Source organism: Streptomyces sp. NPDC056628 (assembly GCF_042792555.1).
Classification (GTDB): domain Bacteria; phylum Actinomycetota; class Actinomycetes; order Streptomycetales; family Streptomycetaceae; genus Streptomyces.
This window is the reverse complement of record NZ_JBHTWG010000030.1, coordinates 80,615-96,896: the sequence shown is the minus strand read 5'-3', so window position 1 is coordinate 96,896 and position 16,282 is coordinate 80,615. Positions and strand designations below refer to the sequence as shown.

Below are 16,282 nucleotides of genomic sequence, written 5' to 3'. Positions count from 1 at the left end.
CACGAAGCCGGCAGGAACAGCCGCCAGTTCACCGCGGCCGAGGCATGATCGGTGGCCAGGTGCAGCGACACCCCGACCTGGCAGTTGGTGACCTTCCCCGCGGTGCCGGTGTACTGCCGCGACACACACGCCGAAGCGTCCCCGTCCTTCAGGAAACCCGTGTCGTCGACGATCAGTGCTTCCGGGAAGTGGCGTCTCGCGCTCGGCCTGCTGGACACACCCGCCACCTGGCAGTTGAAGGCGCCGGTCGTGGTCATGGCCTCTTCCCGGCCTGCCTGGCGTTAGCGGGACGTCGCCGCTCCCGGCCATGGCCCCTGGGGGACACGCCGCGTGCGCCACCTCCAGACTGCCCGGCGTGCGCAGGCTTCGCCTCACTCCTGGTAGCGGAGCAATGGCGCGCCCAGTACCCACGGTGACGATCTCGTGCGGGGACGGCGTGCTCGGCGGGGCCGGACAAGGGATGCCGCGCTGCTCCCGCGTTGCGTGGCCCTCCCGCCGAGTTGATCCTGTAGAGGAGGCATGCCGACCATTCGAGTGAGTCGAGCGCACAGGGCTGCGTGACCTGCGGACTTCGCGGTCCGAGTGAGGGAGCGGGGTTCCAGATGAGGCTTGTCGTCGATCTCAACCGGTGCCAGGGATTCGCCCAGTGCGCCTTCCTGGCCCCGGACGTCTTCACTCTGCACGGCGAGGAGGCGCTGCTCTACACCTCCCGCTTCGACGAGGCCCTACGTGACCAGGTGGAACAAGCCGTGGCCGCCTGCCCGGTCCAGGCCATTCTCGCCGACTTCTCCAGTGAACCGACGAAGGGGGTGGAGGGCCGTGGCGGCTGACACCGGTGCCGCGGCCCTCCGGCGGGAGGGCCGCATCGTCGTCGTAGGTGCCTCGCTGGCCGGACTGCGCGCGGCGGAGGTGCTGCGCGACCGGGGCTTCACCGGGTCGCTCACCTTGATCGGCGACGAGCCGTACGAGCCGTACGACCGGCCCCCGCTGTCCAAGCAGGTGCTGCTGGGGCTGGAGAGCGCCGAGGCGACCGCGCTGCCGCGCAGGCGGGACATCGACGCCGAATGGCGTCTGGGCGTGGCCGCCGCGGGCCTGGACCGAACGGCCAGGCAGGTGATCCTGGCGGACGGCGACACCGTGCCCTACGACCGCCTGCTGATCACCACCGGTACCAAGGCCCGGCCCTGGTTCCATCCGGAACAGGCGGCTCTGGACGGGGTTTTCGTGCTGCGTACCCGTGACGACTCCGCACAGCTGTGCTGGAAACTCGCCACCGGCCCCCGTCGGACGCTGGTGATCGGCGCCGGTTTCACGGGCTCCGAGATCGCCTCCGTCTGCCGGGAGCGCGGCCTGGAGGTGACGGTCGTCGAACGCGGCCCGGCACCCCTGGTCGGCGCCCTCGGAGGGGTGCTCGCTGGGGTGGCGGCCCGGCTACAGCATGATCATGGTGTGGACCTTCGCTGCGGAGTCAGTATCACCGCGCTGGAGGGCGACCAGGCCGGACGGCTCCGGCGCGCCCACCTGTCCGACGGATCGGCGATCGACGTGGACGTGGCGGTGGTCTGCCTCGGTGCCATCCGGAACACCGAATGGCTCGCCGGCTCCGGAGTGGCCGCCGGCCCCAGGGGGATCGCCTGCGACGCGGGATGCCGGGTGTTCGACGTCAACGGCATCGTCACCGACGACATCTATGCCGCCGGCGACGTCGCCCGGAGCCCGCACCCGCTGTTCGGGTACCAGTTCCTGTCGCTGGAGCACTGGGGCAACGCGGTCGAACAGGCTCGGATCGCCGCCCACAACATGATCAGCGCGGGTCCCGATCGCCGCCCGCACCTGTGGGTGCCGATGTTCTGGTCGGTCCAGTTCGGCGTCAACATCAAGTCGGTGGGTGTGCCGACCATGGGCGATCAACTGGTCGTAGCGCAGGGGGCACTCGCCGAGGGGCGGTTCGTCGCGGTGTACGGGCATGGCGGCCGGGTCATCGCCGCGGCATCCTTCGACGCGGGCAAGTGGCTGGGGCACTACCAGCAGCAGATCGAGACCGGAGCGCCGTTCCCGCCGGCCTACCCGGTGGTGGACGGCCGTGCCGACGCTGTGCAGCCGATCGATCCGGCGTTCCCCGACCCCCACCTGCCCACCCACGGACCGACCGTCACCCTGACCGGCCACTCACCGACCGAGCGGCGTGTCCATTTCGTCCCGGCACGCGCCTGAGCATCTTTGCGGACCGCCGGTCCTCAGGAGACACCATGACTCTCGGCACCCTGTTCGCGCAGATCACCGACTATGCGAATCGCGCCGATCCGTACCCGCTCTACGCCGCACTGCGCGCCTCGCCGGTCAGCCGTCAGGACGATGGATCGTATCTGGTCAGCACGTATTACGAGGTGCGGAGTCTGGCCAACGACCCGCGGCTGAGCAACGACGCGCGCAACCGCACTCCCGGCGCCGACGGCCCCGCCATGCCCGAGGAGGACACGAACCTGCCGCCGAGCTTCCTGTTTCAGGACCCGCCCGGACACGACCGGCTGCGCAACGCGGCGATGCGGCCGTTCGGGCCGCCGCACAGCCCCAGGTTCCTCCACGACCTGCGCGGAGAGCTGGCCAGGGTCGTGGCCGACCTGTTCGACGGGCTCGAAGGCAAGGACGAGATCGATGTGGTCGACGACTTCGCCTACCCCCTGCCCGTGACGGCCATCTGCAAGGTCCTGGGCGTGCCGCGCGAGGACGAACAGCGCTTCCACGGCTGGGCCGACACCGTCGCGTCGGGGCTCGATCCCAGTGGCGGGCCAAGTGGCATGGAAAAGGCACAAGAGGCACGCCGCGAGCTGGGCGTCTACCTCTCCGGCCTGATCGACACCAAGCGCCGCCGCAACGGCAGCGGGATCCTCGGTCCCCTCGCTCGCGAAACAGGTCCCGGCGGCAGCATGTCGACCGCGGAGCTGGTGTCCACCGCGATACTGCTCCTGATCGCGGGCCACGAGACCACCGTCAACCTGATCAGCAACGCGACACTCACACTGCTGCGCCATCCCGAGGTGCTCGAGCGGTTCCGGAAGGAACCGGAGCTGGTCGTCCCACTCGTCGAGGAAGTGCTGCGGTACGAGCCGCCGGTCCAGTTCATACCGTTCACCACCGCCCTGGCCGACATCGACATCGCCGGGACCACCGTCCGCAAGGGCGCGCCTGTCCGGCTGATGCTGGCCGCGGCCAACCGCGACCCCAAACGCTTCGAGGATCCCGACCGATTCGATCCCGACCGCGCCGACAACCAGCACTTGGGGTTCTACACTGGCATCCACTACTGCTTCGGCGCCCCGCTGGCCCGGATGGAGGCGCAGCTCGCCCTGCCGGAGCTCTTCCGGCGGATCAAGAACCCACGGCTGCTGGCGGACCCACCGCCGTACCGCGCCAACCCCGTCCTGCGCGGGCCCCGCCACCTTCCCGTGGCGATCGACGGCCTCACCGCACCCTGACGCAGGAGCCGTCCAGCGGGACCGTCGCGGTCTACTGCAACGGCGAGCCTTGCAAGTGGAACTCGGCACTATGGAGGCGCTGTGCCGCGATCGACTACGTCGTCAGTTTCTCCGTCCACTCGTCAGGGATCGTGAGGAAGCGCCCCTAGGACCAGCCACTGACATGTGATCGGTACCAGCGTCAGCGTTCGTCACAGGGTGACGTGCCGTGAGGCGTCCTGACCGCCCACAGGGCGCCACCTGCGGCTGCCGTGCAACGATTTCAGACCCTGCTGTACCTCATGGCCTGCTCTTTTGTAGGCAGCGCCGAATAGTGTCTGAAAATCCTTGCTGAAAATTGCATGAGTGTCTGTGGCGGCTCGAGGATGGGCCGCATGACCAACCACATGCGACACACACCTGCCTTCATCGCCCTCCCCGCCATCGTCGCGGCGGGTCTGTTGACGCCTTTGACAGCCGCACCGTCCGCCGCCGCGACCGTCGGAGCGCCGGCTCCGCAGTGCGTCGAGTACTTCCAGAGCTGGCGCTACACCGATGTCCACAACGGCTGCGTCGACGCCGTATCCGTCACGGTCGAGTACACGAACAATCAGTGGGCCCCATGCCGCGTCATCGAACCCGGCGAGCGGGTCACCTTCGCCGGATACGGGACGAGTGGCAACTACGTCACGGGGCTGCGGACATGTGATCCCGTCCCCGTCACCACCGCCGGCGCCTGAACCGAGCGCCACAAGGCCGATGATCTTCGCGATGCCCTGTCGACCCACATGCCTCGCCTCGCCCCTGTCAGGACCGGCACATACCCGTCGAACCTGTGCCGGCCTGACGCTGCCGCTTTCGCGCCTGCCGGGGCACAGCAGTCACCCACCACGAAGCCTGAAGCAACACTCGGGGAGCTGCCGCTGGCAGACCGGGAAAGAGACTGGCATAGGCGTGGATCATCGGGGTAGTCGCCAGCTGTCCGGTGGGGAGGGCTGGGGCCGTCAAGCCTGGGGAGGTCGAAGCGGCCCCTGCCTTCCCCCCGTAGGACAACGCTCGACTCGACGTGGGCCGCTCCGACGGGGGAAGGTCTGCGATCCGTGGTCCACGGCGGCGCGTTATCGCACTACAACGGAGCGGATCAGAGTACTGCGGCCCCGCGCCACAGCCGGAGGCGTGCCGCCTGCCCTCCGAGTCCCAGTCCGGCCGTGGCGGGTGCGCCGATCTATCGGTTCTCGGTCTGACCAGTGGCTGCCCAGTGCCGCCCCGGCCTACGGGCTGCCTCCTGCCGACCGACAGACCAGACAGGGCGGCATCAATGAGGGAGGTGTCTGCACCTGCTCCAAGGCAGGTGAGGTGGCCCCTACGTCGTGGACACGGAAGGGGTGGGGAGGCGAACCTCCAGCACGACTGCCGTGCCGGCCACGGTCCGGTCCTCATGCATGGTGATTTGCCGGCCGGTCCGGACGTGCGCCCAGTGCGCGGGGGTGAGGGGGATGAGGCGCACCGTGGCTCGGCCACCGGGCTGCAGAAGGGGCATGTCTTCGACCCAGAGCCCGGCAATGCTGACGGAAGCGCCGCCCGTGGGGGAGAGATTGCCGATGTCCCACATGGGTCGCAGAACACCGTGACCCGGGATCGGCGTCGTGCGTCGGGCCTCGGTGGTGGGACGGAGCGTCAGGTCTGCCCGGATCAATCCGTTTCTGATCTCGGAACACCGCCAGTGGCACCAGGCCGTGCTGCGCTGGAGTCCGAGTTGCGCAGCCGCTTGGGCAAGCTGCTCCCAGAAAGCCAACGGAAGCGGAGGCGTGTCTCCGAGCTCCTCCAGCAGGTGCAGTGCGGTCTCCCATTCGTCGTGGACGAGATAGTCCCAGACGTCCCGCACCGAGATGTCGTTCTCGGTCGCGACCTCTTGCGGAACGAGGAGGGAAGCCGATTCGAGCAGCTCAGTGACATTCATGCGGTCATTGTCGACGACGTTGTCGGGCTGTCTCGGCGCAAGGCCGACTTCCCGTGGCACGGCGTTGACGCGGGCGGCACGGTCGGTCAGCGGCAGGGCGGTCGTGGTCATCGAGGTCTGTCCATTTGCACAGACATGACCAGCTGGCAGGTTCGCGGGTTTTTGCGTTCTTCACAGCGTGGGCGATGAGTTTGCGGCTGGGGGCCGGTCCAAGCTGGTGACCACTTGGGAAAGGACACTGTCATGTCGGAGCTGTTGGTCGACTTCATCACTTCTCTCGACGGGTACGCGTCGGGGGAGGGGTGGCCAGGGTTCTGGGGGCTGGAGGGCCCGGAGTACCTCGGATGGCTCGGGGAGCAGCCGAAGGCCACCTACTTGATGGGGGCGAATACCTACCGTCTGATGTCGGGGTTCGCGGCAGGGGAGGTCCCGGCCGGCCAGGACGAGTTCAGGCCCGAGGAGGAAGCGTCCGTCGACGAGCTGACGCAGGCGTCGAAGGTGGTGTTCTCCTCCTCCCTGAAAGAGCCTCTGGCGTGGGCGAATTGCGCGCTGGTCCGTGAGGACGCGGTCGAGGCGGTCCGTGACATGAAGGCGGAGGGCTCGGGGCTGCTCAGCACGATCGGCAGCCTGAGCCTGTCCCGATCCCTGCTGCGGGCCGGACTCGTCGACCGTTTCCGGGTGGTGATGTTCCCGGTGATCACCGGGGCAACGGGCGAGGAACGCATCTACGACGGCTATCCGGATGTTGCCCTCGAGATGATCGACCACCGCACCTTCGACGGCCGGACTCAGCTGGTCGAGTACAAGCCGCGGGTGCTCGAGCACCCGCCGCTCGGTGTGCCTGGGTGACGTCGCGCCGTCGACTCCGTCCCCGGCGCAGGGCTGTCAGTCGCTTCGGCTGGTCGGAGCCACTTGGGAGGGCCCGGTGCGGTCGGTCGGGGAGGACCATTGCAGGAGTAGGTTCAAGTCGCCGACCGACGGCCGCAGATCGCCGTTGAGGCCGGTCGCGGGGCGGTGCACGCGTTCACTCCGCAGACTCACCGGCCGGGGGCCGAGGCAGAGGTGGACTTCGGCGACGTGAAGGTACGCCTGGCTGGTGAGCAGGGCACCTGCTTGGTGTTCGTGATGCGCCTGTCGTATTGCGGGCAGGCCGTGCACCGCGTCTTCGCCTCCCGCGACCAGGAGGCGCTTCTCGAGGGCCACGTCCAAGCTCGCAGTGTGCTGGGCGGAGTGCCGACGGGCAGGGTCCGTTACGACAACCTTCGCTCCGCTGTCTCCCGGGTGCTGAGTTCGCGCTCCCGCGTGGAGAGCGAGAGGTGGACCGCGTTCCGGTGCACCTCCGCGTCGATGCTGCCGAGGCCGCCATGGCCGGCTTCCGGGTCCGCTACACCCTCGCTGTCGGTGTTCGCGTGAAAGTGCACAGGCCGGTACGCGGACACGTGCACAGCCCTGCTGGGCGACGACGGGGCACGGTGGCCGTCTGACGGCTGGTCCATCCGCCTGCCGACGACTTGCCGGGTGACCGTAGACTCGCGCGCCATGGAAGAGACGTTCGAGCTGGGGACTATCAGTTGCCCGTCCGGCACCCTGGTGATCATTGACGGCGGTCACCTGGGACTGTGGAGCGGGGACCGGTCGCCGGCGGAAATCGATCCGGCTTCCTTGGGTATCGAAGACGCCGTCATGGCCGCCGACGTCACGGGCGCCGTCGACTTCCTGGCCACCGGGCCGGATGCTGCCGAAGCTGTTCGGACCTTCGGTCGGCAGCCAGGCTGCAGGATCCATGGCATCCCTGCCTCGAAAGCCGCTGAATTCGAGGCGACTTTCGACGGACACTGCCGGTCTGCCGGTCTCGACGCCCGGCTGGAGGCCCTGCCGGTTCGGGAGGCGCATGCCCACCGGGCCCGTCGGACAGGCGAAGAGGGTGGTGGCAGCTTCGGGATGTTCGGGGTGCCCGTCGTCGCAGTAGGTGGCGTACCCCGAAGCCGACACCTGCCCGTACTGGCTACACGGGTCGACCAGGGCGACGGCGTCGGGGAACGCTGGTCCGAGATCTCGATCCGGGCGGGTGAGGGCCGGGTGACGTCATCGGTTTCCTTGGGTGACGTAGGCGTGGACTGGGCGCGTGTGCTTTTCGGCGATGTCGACGCCCTGAACATCTGGCAGCACGACGAGCCGGTGGACGGCTTGGCCGACGTGGCGTTCTGGGGCGCTGCGGCAGACGCAGCGGCCTCGACGTTCGCAGCACCCGAACTGGGCGAGCCCGGTGAGGACGGCGTTCGCGGGTGGACCGGCCTGCCCGTCTCGGAGGCAATCGACAGAGCACGCGCTCTGTTGAGATGGAAGGACGAGACCGGACAGCGAATGGCGGTGGACTTCCGACCGCACTCCCATCACTGGCAGATCATGCGCGACGTACGTGCTTCGCCGGTCGAGGCCGGATCCGTGGAACTCGATGATGCCCGGGTGCTGTGCGCAATGACCAGCTGGGGCGACGGCTTGTTCCCGGTGATCGCCGATCTGGATGCGGCGGGTGACCTCCTCGCAGTGCGAGTGTGCTTCTCCTCCGCTTCCTGAACAGCCGGCCCGGAGTGCGCGGGGCGGGTACGTAGCGCCGTGCCGCGGTGAGCACTTTCATGCACCACGATCGGTTCAGCCGTGCGCGACGACTTCCAGAGTGATCTTGAGATGCCGACCCGTCATACCCTTGGCCTTGGTGATGCCGAAGGCGTACCGGTCGATCGTGGCAGTGCCGCTCGCCGTCATCCGCTTGCCCTCCTGGGCAACCGTGCCGAGTGTGACGGCGATCGGTCGAGTCACCCCGCATACCGTCAACTCGCCGTACAAACTGGCATCAGCGCCGGATCGTTCCACACGCTGGCTCCGGAAGCCGATCTCGGGATGCCGAGCCACGTCCAGGTAGTCGGAGGACCTGACGTGGTCGTCACGCTGCTGATTGCCCGACTCGAAGCTTCCTGCCGCTATGACGACGTGGACCAGCGACTCGTCTGCCGGGTCCGCCACAGTGATGCGGCCATGCCTGATGGCAAAGGTCCCTCGGACGGGGAGCAGCCCGAACACGGCGCGTGTGTCGAAGCGGACCGTTGAGGCCGCCTGATCGATCTCGTATGCACCTGCTGCTGGTAAGAGCTGGTTCCCTGATGCTGCCATGAGCTCGTAGCCTCCGTGTGCTGAAGATCAACCCGTGATGGGTCAGCCTCTCGCAGCGGCAGCGGGTATGCCAGCCCTCACGTGCCGACGTGACTGACAAGGACGTCCTTCCTGGCATGCGGCCATAGCAATGTCGGTTCTCGTCAACATTTCTGCGGCGTTGATCGCCAAAGTGCTGTCCGAAACCGTCCACACATGTTGTCCGCTCTCGCTTGCGAAACCAGTCACCAGGTCGTCGAGGTCGCGGTCATCGCGATGCCGTCCTGCTGCCCCGCTGCCCCGCGTAGGACGGCGACGCATTCGCTGGCGCACCGCCAGCCCGTCGACGAAGAGGTTGCGGAAATCCTCGTCGAAGAAGATCAGGCGGATGTCGCGAGTGGGCACCATGGTGTCGTCCACGGTGAGCACGGTGTCCTTGCGGAACCGCCGACGAGGCTGGAGCGCCGGCCGGGGGCCGAGGTGGTCAATGACGCGGTCGGCCGCGGACTTCGAGATGCCGATCAGCGGGCAAGCTGGCCCATCGTCAAGTTCGTGCGTCCGTGCGCTGTCGTGAGCAGCACGCGGTCTTCCAGCGCCAGACTCTACGGACGGCCCCGCCGCACCGCATCCGCGCCCTCCCCGCGCAACTCGGCCGCCAACCTGCCCGAACAGCGCGGGCTCAGCCCAGTGAATGGAGCTGTCCAGGACGGCTCGGACGCCGTGGTCACAACTGCCACAGGCCCGTCATCATCGCAAGGGAAGATCGCTTCGCCTTGAGCAAGATGGGCGTCCGCGACTGCACGCTCGGTACTGCAATGCCGGCTCAAGCTGCGATGTCGGATTCGGATTGGAGTGCGGGGCCGAGCAGCAGGCCCCCGTCCAGAACGAATTCCGAGCCCGTGGCGAAGGACGCGTCCGGGGAGGTGAGGAAGAGCAACAGGCGGGTGATGTCGGAGGGTTCGGCGAGCCGGGGGATGGCGAAGGGATCGGGCGAGTAGAGGTCGGCGATGGCCGGCTGGCCTGCGACGGTGGGTTCGTTGATCAGCGGTGTGGAGACGACGCCGGGGTGGATGGAGTTGACCCGGATGTTGTCCCGCCCCAGCTCCAGTGCGGCCGTCTTGGTCAGCCCGCGCACGGCCCACTTGCTGGCGGTGTAGGGGGCGTAGAAGGCCGTGCCGACGTGGGCCATGGTCGAGGCGATGTTGACGATGGTTCCGCCACCGCCCCTGCGCATGGACGGAGCTACGGCCCTGATGCCGAGGAACTGCCCGGTGACGTTGACGCTGAAGGTGCGCTCCCAGGCGCGGAGTTCGGTGTGCTCGATAGGGGTCGCCGGGTTCTGGATGCCCGCGTTGTTCACCAGGATGGTGATCGGCCCGAAGTGGCCTTCGACTTCTCGCACCAGTGCCGCCCAGTCGTCCTCGCTGGTGACATCCAGGTGAACGGACAGAGCCCGATGGCCGAGCTGAGCGGCGAGATCGCGGCAGGCGTCGTCGTCGCGGCCGGCGATGACGACGTTCGCCCCCTCGGCGTGGTACCCCCGCACGTGACTGCTGCCCATACCTCCGCTGCCGCCGGTGACGATGACGGTCTGGCCCTCAAAGCGTTCCATGGTGCTTCCTTCCCGGCTTACCTAGTGGTGAGCCGAGTGACTCACCTCTCTTCTCAAGGTAGGAGCAGGACCAGAGGTGAGTCAAGTGACTCACCTCGCAGTGAGGGGCATACTGGAAGGCATGACGGCACAGCCTTCGGAATACCACCGGCGCGTGGCAGCGCAGAAACGGACGTCCATCATCGAGGCAGCGACGAAGCTGTTCCTCGGCTCCGGCTACGACGGCACCTCGCTGGCCCGCATCGCGGAGGCGGCCGGAGTGTCGAGGGCGACTCTGTTCAAGCAGTTCTCCACCAAGGCCGCCCTGTTCGAGGCGATCGTCACCGAATACTGGAAAGTCGACGACGGGGAGGCGCCCCTCCCGGAGCCCGGGAACCTGCGCGCAGGGCTGGAGACCATCGGGCGCCGATACGTGGCTCTTCTCAACCAGCCCGGCATGGCCGCCCTCTTCCGTATCGTCATCGCCGAGGTGCCGCGCTTCCCCGAGCTCGGCGAGACCCAGTTCAAACTTGGCAAGATGCCCTACTTCGAATCGGTCCGCCGCTACCTGGCAGCAGAGAATGCCGCTGGTACAGCCCGGCTCGACGACGCGGAGATGGCGGCGACCCAATTCCTCGGGATGATCTCCAACTACGTGTTCTGGCCGCGGATGCTGCTCGCACGCTGGGAGCCCGACGACACCGCTATCGGCAACGCGGTCGACCAAGCGGTGCTGACCATGCTCGCCCGATACGGCGCCCCAGGCACCCGCGGCGCCTCGGACACAAAGCCCCACCGCTCTGCGTAACTACCTCATACCTCCCGGGCACAGGCAGGCCTCACCTGTCGAGTAGGGGGCACCACCGCGTGCAGCGGGTAGGACAGACGCTCGTCCGCCCGCAGCGTCGTCACCGTGACCACCGCGTTGTCGCTCTTGTCGTAGCGACCCAGCCACTGCCGGCCCACGTGCGCGGTCGCCGTCCCCTCCTTTGGATCCCCGGAGTCGTCGACGACCAGCACCCCGCCCGCATGCGGGGCCGTGGGCGGATTGGGCGGATTGCCTGTCAGCCGCTCAAGACGGCGGGCATTGACCCGCTCATGCTCCCCCAGTGACTCGGAGAGGAAGAATTGCGGCCGCTGCACCGCCGGGTGCGGGGCCTTGGCCGCCGGTTCCGCCTCGGCCAGGCAGGTCAGCGTCTTGTTTCGCTCCCGCAGGGCCAGCAGCCCCGGTCAGGTGTGGCCTGCACTGTGCAATAACACTCGCCACCCCTCACGTTGCCTCACCGAGCAGGCGTGAGAATGGGCAGTCCGCCGCTTCGTTTCGAGCGGCGGACTGCCCACGACGCTGTTGCCCGTGAGTTCGCGGGGGCGGATGAAGGCGGGCGTCAGGCGGGAATGAGGCCGTGGGGGTCGATGATGAACTTTTCGGCCACTCCCGTGTCGAAGGTCGCGTAGGCTTCGGGGGCGTCGTCGAGGCTGATCACCCTTGTGTTGAGCATCGGGCTCAAGTAGGGCATGCGGTCCCACAGGATCGCCATCATCAGCTCGCGGTTGTAGTGCATGATCGGTGCCTGCCCGGCGGTGATCCGCGGCGACTTGATCCAGGCCTTGCCGAAGTCGATCGGGTACGTTCCCTCTTGCTCGGCCTTCGACTTCGCGAGCGGGTCGGGGCCGTAGACGCCGACGACTCCGGTGGCTCCGCCCGCGCGGGTGGCGTCGATCACCTGGTTGATGGCGTAGGCCGGGTCCATGTCCTCGGCCTGGCGGCCGATGCCGTGTGCCTCGGTGCCGACGTAGTCGACTGCGCAGTCGACCCTGGGTTCGCCCAGGATGGCCTCGATCTGGTCGGTGAGCGCTGCGTCCTGGTTCAGGTCGATCGTCTCGCAGCCGTTCTGCTTCACCAGCTCCAGGCGGTCCTTGTTGTGGTCGCCGACGATGATGCAGGACGCCCCTAGGAGGCGCGCCGATGCTGCGGCGCAGCGGCCGACCGGGCCGGCGCCGGCGATGTACACGGTGGAGCCCGGCTGGGCACCGCCCTCCATGAGGCCGTGGAACGCGGTGGGCAGGATGTCCGAGAGCAGCGCCAGGTCACGGATCTTCGCCATGGCCTGGTCCTTGTCGGGGAAGCGCAGGAGCTGGAAGTCGGCGTACGGGACGAACAGGTATTCGGCTTGGCCGCCGGCCCAGTCGCCCAGGTTGAAGCCGTACGCCCCGCAGGACACCTTGGGGTTCGTGGTCTCGCAGACGTCGGTCCGGCGGGCCCTACAGTTGCGGCATCTGCCGCAGGCGACGTTGAACGGGACGGAGACGAGGTCGCCCTCGCTGAGGAACTCGACGTCGGGGCCGATCTCGATGACCTCCCCGGTCATCTCGTGCCCCATGACCATGCCCTGGGGCACGGGGAAGGCCCCGCGGTAGATGTGCAGGTCGCTGCCGCAGATGTTGGTGGCGACGAGCCTCAGGATGGCTCCGTGCGGGGCCTTCTTCCCGTTCGGCATCTGGAGCTTCGGGAAGTCCAGGGTCTCGACGCGCATGTCTTTCGGGGCGTGGAAGGTGACGGCGCGGTTGCTGCTTGGCATGACGATCTCCTTTGCTGATCCACGGGGACTCGGCGGTGGGAGTGCCGACGGTCATCTGGGTGGCTTTGCGACTCGGCTTTCCCTACGTAGGGCTGCCACTCATCGTCTGCGTGCCGGAGCCGGACCCTCTATGCCCTGCGTGCCACGCTCTCGGTTGAGCACGTCATCTGCATTGGGCATCAGCGCGTCGTTGGATTTGGGGCATGACCGACGCAGCAGCGCCTGCTCCCCAGAAGTCCTTGCCCGTCCGGGCCTACGTCCGGGGTGACGGGCGCTCGCGAGCACAATCTCAAGAAGACCTCATAGTCCCGCGCGCCGCAACCGTGGTCTTCATGGGCGTCTCGGGGCCGTTGGCTTCGCCGGCAACCATGCCGAGTACATGCTCGTCCCGTTCGCGGCCCAAGGGGTCTTCCCGGTGCCGTACGTCCTGGACGGCACCACGGCGCTGTGGGCGTCCGACTCGGCGCCCACCGGGTGAAGGGGTGCCGACCCGGGCGGAATGAAGCCGGGCGACGTGGTCGCCGTGTGGGGGTGTGGAGCGGTCGGCCAGATGGCCACGCGGGCCACGCTGCCGGGCGCCGACCGGGTCATTGCTGTCGACGGCTTCGAGTACCGTCCGGACGTGGCCTTGGCCCGACGGCACGTCCGCGCAGAGACTCTGAGCTACGAGCAGACCGACATAGGCGCCGAGCCGCGCGAGGAGAGCGGCGGCCGCGGCCCGGGCGTGTGCATCGAGGCCGTCGGCGTGGAATGCGAAGGCTTGCCCACAGCTGGCTGCAGAGTTCCCGAGACCGTGCCCCGTACTCTGCAACGTGCTCGTCGTGCTCGTCGCCTATCCCGCTCCGCGACGAACCGCATCACGGGCCGGAGCCGCCGCAGGGTCCTGGGTCAGGAACGTGCCGAGCATCCGCACCGTGCCCCACCACACAGCCCACCCCGGCCTCGTGGCTCGACGGCGCTTGGCAGGCATGTCGAGGACCGCAGAGCCCGCTGACCAGTCAAAACGGGTCCATCACCGATCCTGAGGCAAGATCTCCGCTACCGCTGATTCTCCGCCCTGCTCACCGACCTCTTGGACGACGGCAACGGCCGCCTCCCCCCTCCCCCCCTCGCGATCGATCGCGCTGCACTAGCTTCTGGTGAGCCTGGACCGGCCGAAGAGCCGACTGATCTGGCTCCGCGACCCACAGGTTCCGGCTCTTCTGCGTGACCTCGCCAGCAGTACCGTGCCGCTCACCCACGACGCGACTCAGGCCCTGCCGGACTGGCGGACCGCCGCGTACCAGCGCGATCTCCTCAGGGACAGCGGTGCCCTGCCGCACCTCGGCTGGCTCCTCCTGTTGTTCGAGCGGTGGCTCGCCCAGCGGATCGCCGCCACCGCGGATACCGAATACGCCGGGCTGGTTCAGCGCTTCGCACTTGGAAGCGCGGAGGTTCGTAGATTCTCGGACCACCCTGCGCACGAACCCGTCTGTTGTTCGGCCGTTCCATCTGTCCGGGCGGCGGTGGTACCGGTCGAGGTGGAAGTCCATGGGTCAACCTGGCGGTTCCGTCGCGACGAGGGTCGTCTTCGTCCCGGGCACCGGTTCCTCGTACGATCCGGTCGCGCTGACGGGCCACACCTTCGGTGCGATCTTCGCCCTGTCCAGCAGCCCCCTCATCGACCGGCTGGTCCTGGTTTCCCCTGGTGGGCTGCCAGGGCCGAAGCCGGCCCCCACGGTGCCGGCCGCCTTGGCCACCCGGTTCCTGCCGCCCGCCCCCACGAGCAGCGCGAGGCTTCTGCGCGCCATGCTGGCGCCCGGTCATGTGCCCGGCGAGGACATTGGTGAACTGGATGACTCTGATCGCCCGGCACCCGTACTCCAAGTGGGGCGTCTGGTCGACCGCCCTGCCGACGTGACCGGTTCCGTTGGAAGCGAGTGCGGAGCGTTCAACGACTGGCCCGTGCGCGGCCGACGGAGACCCTGGTACCGGCCGTGACATCTTGCGGGCCTGGGGAAATGTCGTATGCTGCCCACCTTTTGGCGTGTGACCAATCCGCAGCCCGTGTGGCCCCGGATTACACAGGGACGTTCCGTCCCGTCACGTACACGGGAGAAGCATGGTGAAGGAACCAGTACACATCGGCACGCGGCAGCCGGTGAAACCTGACCTGCAGCGTCTGCTGCACGAGGTGGCGCTGGGTGATCAGGAGGCCTTCGCCGCAGTCTACGACGCCGTGGCCGGTTCCGTTCTCGGTGTGGCCCGGGCTGTTCTGCGTGACCAGGCACAGTCGGAGGAGGTGGCGCAGGACGTGCTGGTGGAGGTGTGGCGCACGGCTCCGCGTTACCGGCCCGAGCGGGGTACGGCGATCAACTGGATTCTCACGCTCGCTCACCGGCGGGCCGTGGACCGGGTGCGGTCGGTGGAGGCGGCGGCGGCCCGTGATACCAAGGCCGCGCTGCTCGATCATCAGCCTGCGTACGACCAGGTGACCGAGGAGGTCGAGACCCGGCTGGAGCAGGAGCAGGTACGGCGCTGTCTGCGCACCCTGACCGAACTGCAGCGGCAATCGGTCACTCTTGCGTACTACCGCGGGTTGACCTACCGGGAGGTCGCCGAGGCGCTGGTGCTGCCAGTCGGCACCGTCAAGACGCGTTTGCGCGATGGGCTCATCCGGCTCCGTGACTGCCTGGGGGTGACCGCGTGACCACAACTGATCTGCACACGCTGACAGGCGCCTACACCCTGCACGCGCTGGACGGCGAGGAACATACCGCCTTCGAGCGACATCTGGCCTCATGTGATTCCTGCGGACAGGAGGTCGCGGAGTTCACGGCCACTGCCGCCTGGCTGGCCCGGGCCACCACGGTGCGCACCCGCCCCGTCATGCGCGAGCAGGTCCTTGAGCGCATCACCACGGTGCGGCAGGTGCCCCCCGGTGCCGCGGCACTGGAGCGGGTACGCCGGGGTGGTCGACGCGGGCGGGCTCTGGGACGGTGGGCGCTGGCCGCCTGCGTGGCCGCCGCGGCCGCTTTCGGCGGCACGGCCGTGTGGCAGTACGAACGCGCGCAGAATGCTGTGGACCGGGCGGCACAGGCGGAGCGGCACGCGGCGGACGTCGCGGGAGTGCTGGCCGCGCCCGACGCCAGGTCCCGCTCGGTGAAGGTGGCGGGCGGCGCGGGCACGCTGGTCGTTTCCGCCAGCCGCGACCGGGCCGTCTTCGCGGCCACCGGGATGGCTACGCCGCCGCGGGGCAAGGTGTACCAGCTGTGGTTCGCCGACGGCGGGAAGATGCGTTCCGCCGGGCTGATGGACCCAGGCCGGGGGAGTCAGGCCGTGCTGATGCAGGGGGCCGTCGACGGCGCCTCGGGCATCGGCATCACGGTGGAGCCGGCCGGCGGATCGGATCGGCCCACCTCGGCACCGATCGCCCTGCTCGGCGTTCCGGCGTAGACAGGAGCCGGTGACGGGTGGGGGAGGCCTCCAGGCGGGCTTCCCCCACCCGTCACCACTTGGTTGACCGGTGCGAGCGCGGTGGCCGCGGGAAGAAGCCGCTGGTGCGTGT

17 protein-coding genes and 1 pseudogene are annotated in these 16,282 nt (G+C 68.3%); 9 read left to right on the top strand and 9 right to left on the bottom strand.

Features of this window, described 5'->3' with window-relative positions; all coding sequences use genetic code 11:
* A partial coding sequence (locus tag ACFRAC_RS28505) for a transposase (RefSeq protein WP_382933109.1) occupies positions 1-257 on the bottom strand: 257 nt, incomplete at its 3' end.
* Between the two features lie 345 nt (positions 258-602).
* Between ACFRAC_RS28505 and ACFRAC_RS28500 the strand changes: the two genes are divergently transcribed.
* The 4 genes from ACFRAC_RS28500 to ACFRAC_RS28485 all read left to right on the top strand — a co-directional run bounded on the left by ACFRAC_RS28500 (position 603) and on the right by ACFRAC_RS28485 (position 4,195).
* Complete coding sequence (locus ACFRAC_RS28500) at positions 603-830, top strand: ferredoxin (protein WP_382933104.1); 228 nt, start codon at positions 603-605, stop codon at positions 828-830.
* Positions 820-2,214, top strand: a complete 1,395-nt coding sequence (locus ACFRAC_RS28495; protein WP_382933101.1) for an NAD(P)/FAD-dependent oxidoreductase — start codon at positions 820-822, stop codon at positions 2,212-2,214. Before ACFRAC_RS28500 ends, ACFRAC_RS28495 begins: the two co-directional genes overlap by 11 nt.
* 35 nt (positions 2,215-2,249) lie before the next feature.
* Positions 2,250-3,476: a cytochrome P450 gene (locus ACFRAC_RS28490; protein ID WP_382933096.1), complete on the top strand. Its 1,227-nt coding sequence runs from the start codon at positions 2,250-2,252 to the stop codon at positions 3,474-3,476.
* Between the two features lie 374 nt (positions 3,477-3,850).
* Positions 3,851-4,195, top strand: coding sequence for an alpha-amylase (locus ACFRAC_RS28485; protein WP_382933091.1), 345 nt, complete (start codon positions 3,851-3,853; stop codon positions 4,193-4,195).
* Positions 4,196-4,818: 623 nt separating this feature from the next.
* On the opposite strand, the gene ACFRAC_RS28480 is transcribed toward ACFRAC_RS28485, so the two are convergent.
* Positions 4,819-5,415, bottom strand: a complete 597-nt coding sequence (locus tag ACFRAC_RS28480; RefSeq protein WP_382933145.1) for a hypothetical protein — start codon at positions 5,413-5,415, stop codon at positions 4,819-4,821.
* 243 nt (positions 5,416-5,658) lie between these two features.
* On the opposite strand from ACFRAC_RS28480, the gene ACFRAC_RS28475 reads away from it, so the two are divergent.
* Positions 5,659-6,264: a dihydrofolate reductase family protein gene (locus ACFRAC_RS28475; protein ID WP_382933088.1), complete on the top strand. Its 606-nt coding sequence runs from the start codon at positions 5,659-5,661 to the stop codon at positions 6,262-6,264.
* A 36-nt stretch (positions 6,265-6,300) separates the two neighbouring features.
* On the opposite strand, the gene ACFRAC_RS28470 is transcribed toward ACFRAC_RS28475, so the two are convergent.
* Positions 6,301-6,624 (bottom strand): hypothetical protein, encoded by a 324-nt coding sequence (locus tag ACFRAC_RS28470; RefSeq protein ID WP_382933082.1) that lies wholly within the window; start codon positions 6,622-6,624, stop codon positions 6,301-6,303.
* A 330-nt stretch (positions 6,625-6,954) separates the two neighbouring features.
* Between ACFRAC_RS28470 and ACFRAC_RS28465 the strand changes: the two genes are divergently transcribed.
* Positions 6,955-7,992 (top strand): hypothetical protein, encoded by a 1,038-nt coding sequence (locus ACFRAC_RS28465; protein WP_382933076.1) that lies wholly within the window; start codon positions 6,955-6,957, stop codon positions 7,990-7,992.
* Positions 7,993-8,067: 75 nt separating this feature from the next.
* On the opposite strand, the gene ACFRAC_RS28460 is transcribed toward ACFRAC_RS28465, so the two are convergent.
* The 3 genes and pseudogenes from ACFRAC_RS28460 to ACFRAC_RS28450 all read right to left on the bottom strand — a co-directional run bounded on the left by ACFRAC_RS28460 (position 8,068) and on the right by ACFRAC_RS28450 (position 10,177).
* Positions 8,068-8,586, bottom strand: coding sequence for a YceI family protein (locus ACFRAC_RS28460; RefSeq protein ID WP_382933071.1), 519 nt, complete (start codon positions 8,584-8,586; stop codon positions 8,068-8,070).
* Between the two features lie 365 nt (positions 8,587-8,951).
* Positions 8,952-9,302: pseudogene (locus ACFRAC_RS28455) on the bottom strand (IS5/IS1182 family transposase); the annotation flags it as partial.
* A gap of 86 nt (positions 9,303-9,388) precedes the next feature.
* Positions 9,389-10,177, bottom strand: coding sequence for an SDR family NAD(P)-dependent oxidoreductase (locus ACFRAC_RS28450; RefSeq protein WP_382933064.1), 789 nt, complete (start codon positions 10,175-10,177; stop codon positions 9,389-9,391).
* A 121-nt stretch (positions 10,178-10,298) separates the two neighbouring features.
* On the opposite strand from ACFRAC_RS28450, the gene ACFRAC_RS28445 reads away from it, so the two are divergent.
* Complete coding sequence (locus tag ACFRAC_RS28445) at positions 10,299-10,964, top strand: TetR/AcrR family transcriptional regulator (RefSeq protein ID WP_382933058.1); 666 nt, start codon at positions 10,299-10,301, stop codon at positions 10,962-10,964.
* A gap of 5 nt (positions 10,965-10,969) precedes the next feature.
* Here ACFRAC_RS28445 and ACFRAC_RS28440 read toward each other — a convergent pair whose 3' ends face one another.
* From ACFRAC_RS28440 to ACFRAC_RS28430, 3 genes are all read right to left on the bottom strand, one after another.
* Positions 10,970-11,371 carry a transposase gene (locus ACFRAC_RS28440; RefSeq protein WP_382933142.1) on the bottom strand — a complete coding sequence of 134 codons (402 nt, stop codon included), beginning with the start codon at positions 11,369-11,371 and terminating at the stop codon, positions 10,970-10,972.
* 170 nt (positions 11,372-11,541) lie between these two features.
* Positions 11,542-12,735 carry an alcohol dehydrogenase catalytic domain-containing protein gene (locus ACFRAC_RS28435; RefSeq protein WP_382933053.1) on the bottom strand — a complete coding sequence of 398 codons (1,194 nt, stop codon included), beginning with the start codon at positions 12,733-12,735 and terminating at the stop codon, positions 11,542-11,544.
* A gap of 1,535 nt (positions 12,736-14,270) precedes the next feature.
* Positions 14,271-14,525, bottom strand: a complete 255-nt coding sequence (locus ACFRAC_RS28430; protein ID WP_382933046.1) for a hypothetical protein — start codon at positions 14,523-14,525, stop codon at positions 14,271-14,273.
* A 314-nt stretch (positions 14,526-14,839) separates the two neighbouring features.
* Here ACFRAC_RS28430 and ACFRAC_RS28425 point away from each other — a divergent pair, with 314 nt between their 5' ends.
* Both ACFRAC_RS28425 and ACFRAC_RS28420 read left to right on the top strand, forming a co-directional pair.
* Positions 14,840-15,424, top strand: a complete 585-nt coding sequence (locus tag ACFRAC_RS28425; RefSeq protein WP_382933138.1) for a sigma-70 family RNA polymerase sigma factor — start codon at positions 14,840-14,842, stop codon at positions 15,422-15,424.
* Positions 15,421-16,170 carry an anti-sigma factor domain-containing protein gene (locus ACFRAC_RS28420; protein ID WP_382933043.1) on the top strand — a complete coding sequence of 250 codons (750 nt, stop codon included), beginning with the start codon at positions 15,421-15,423 and terminating at the stop codon, positions 16,168-16,170. Before ACFRAC_RS28425 ends, ACFRAC_RS28420 begins: the two co-directional genes overlap by 4 nt.
* Positions 16,171-16,282: the final 112 nt, after the last annotated feature.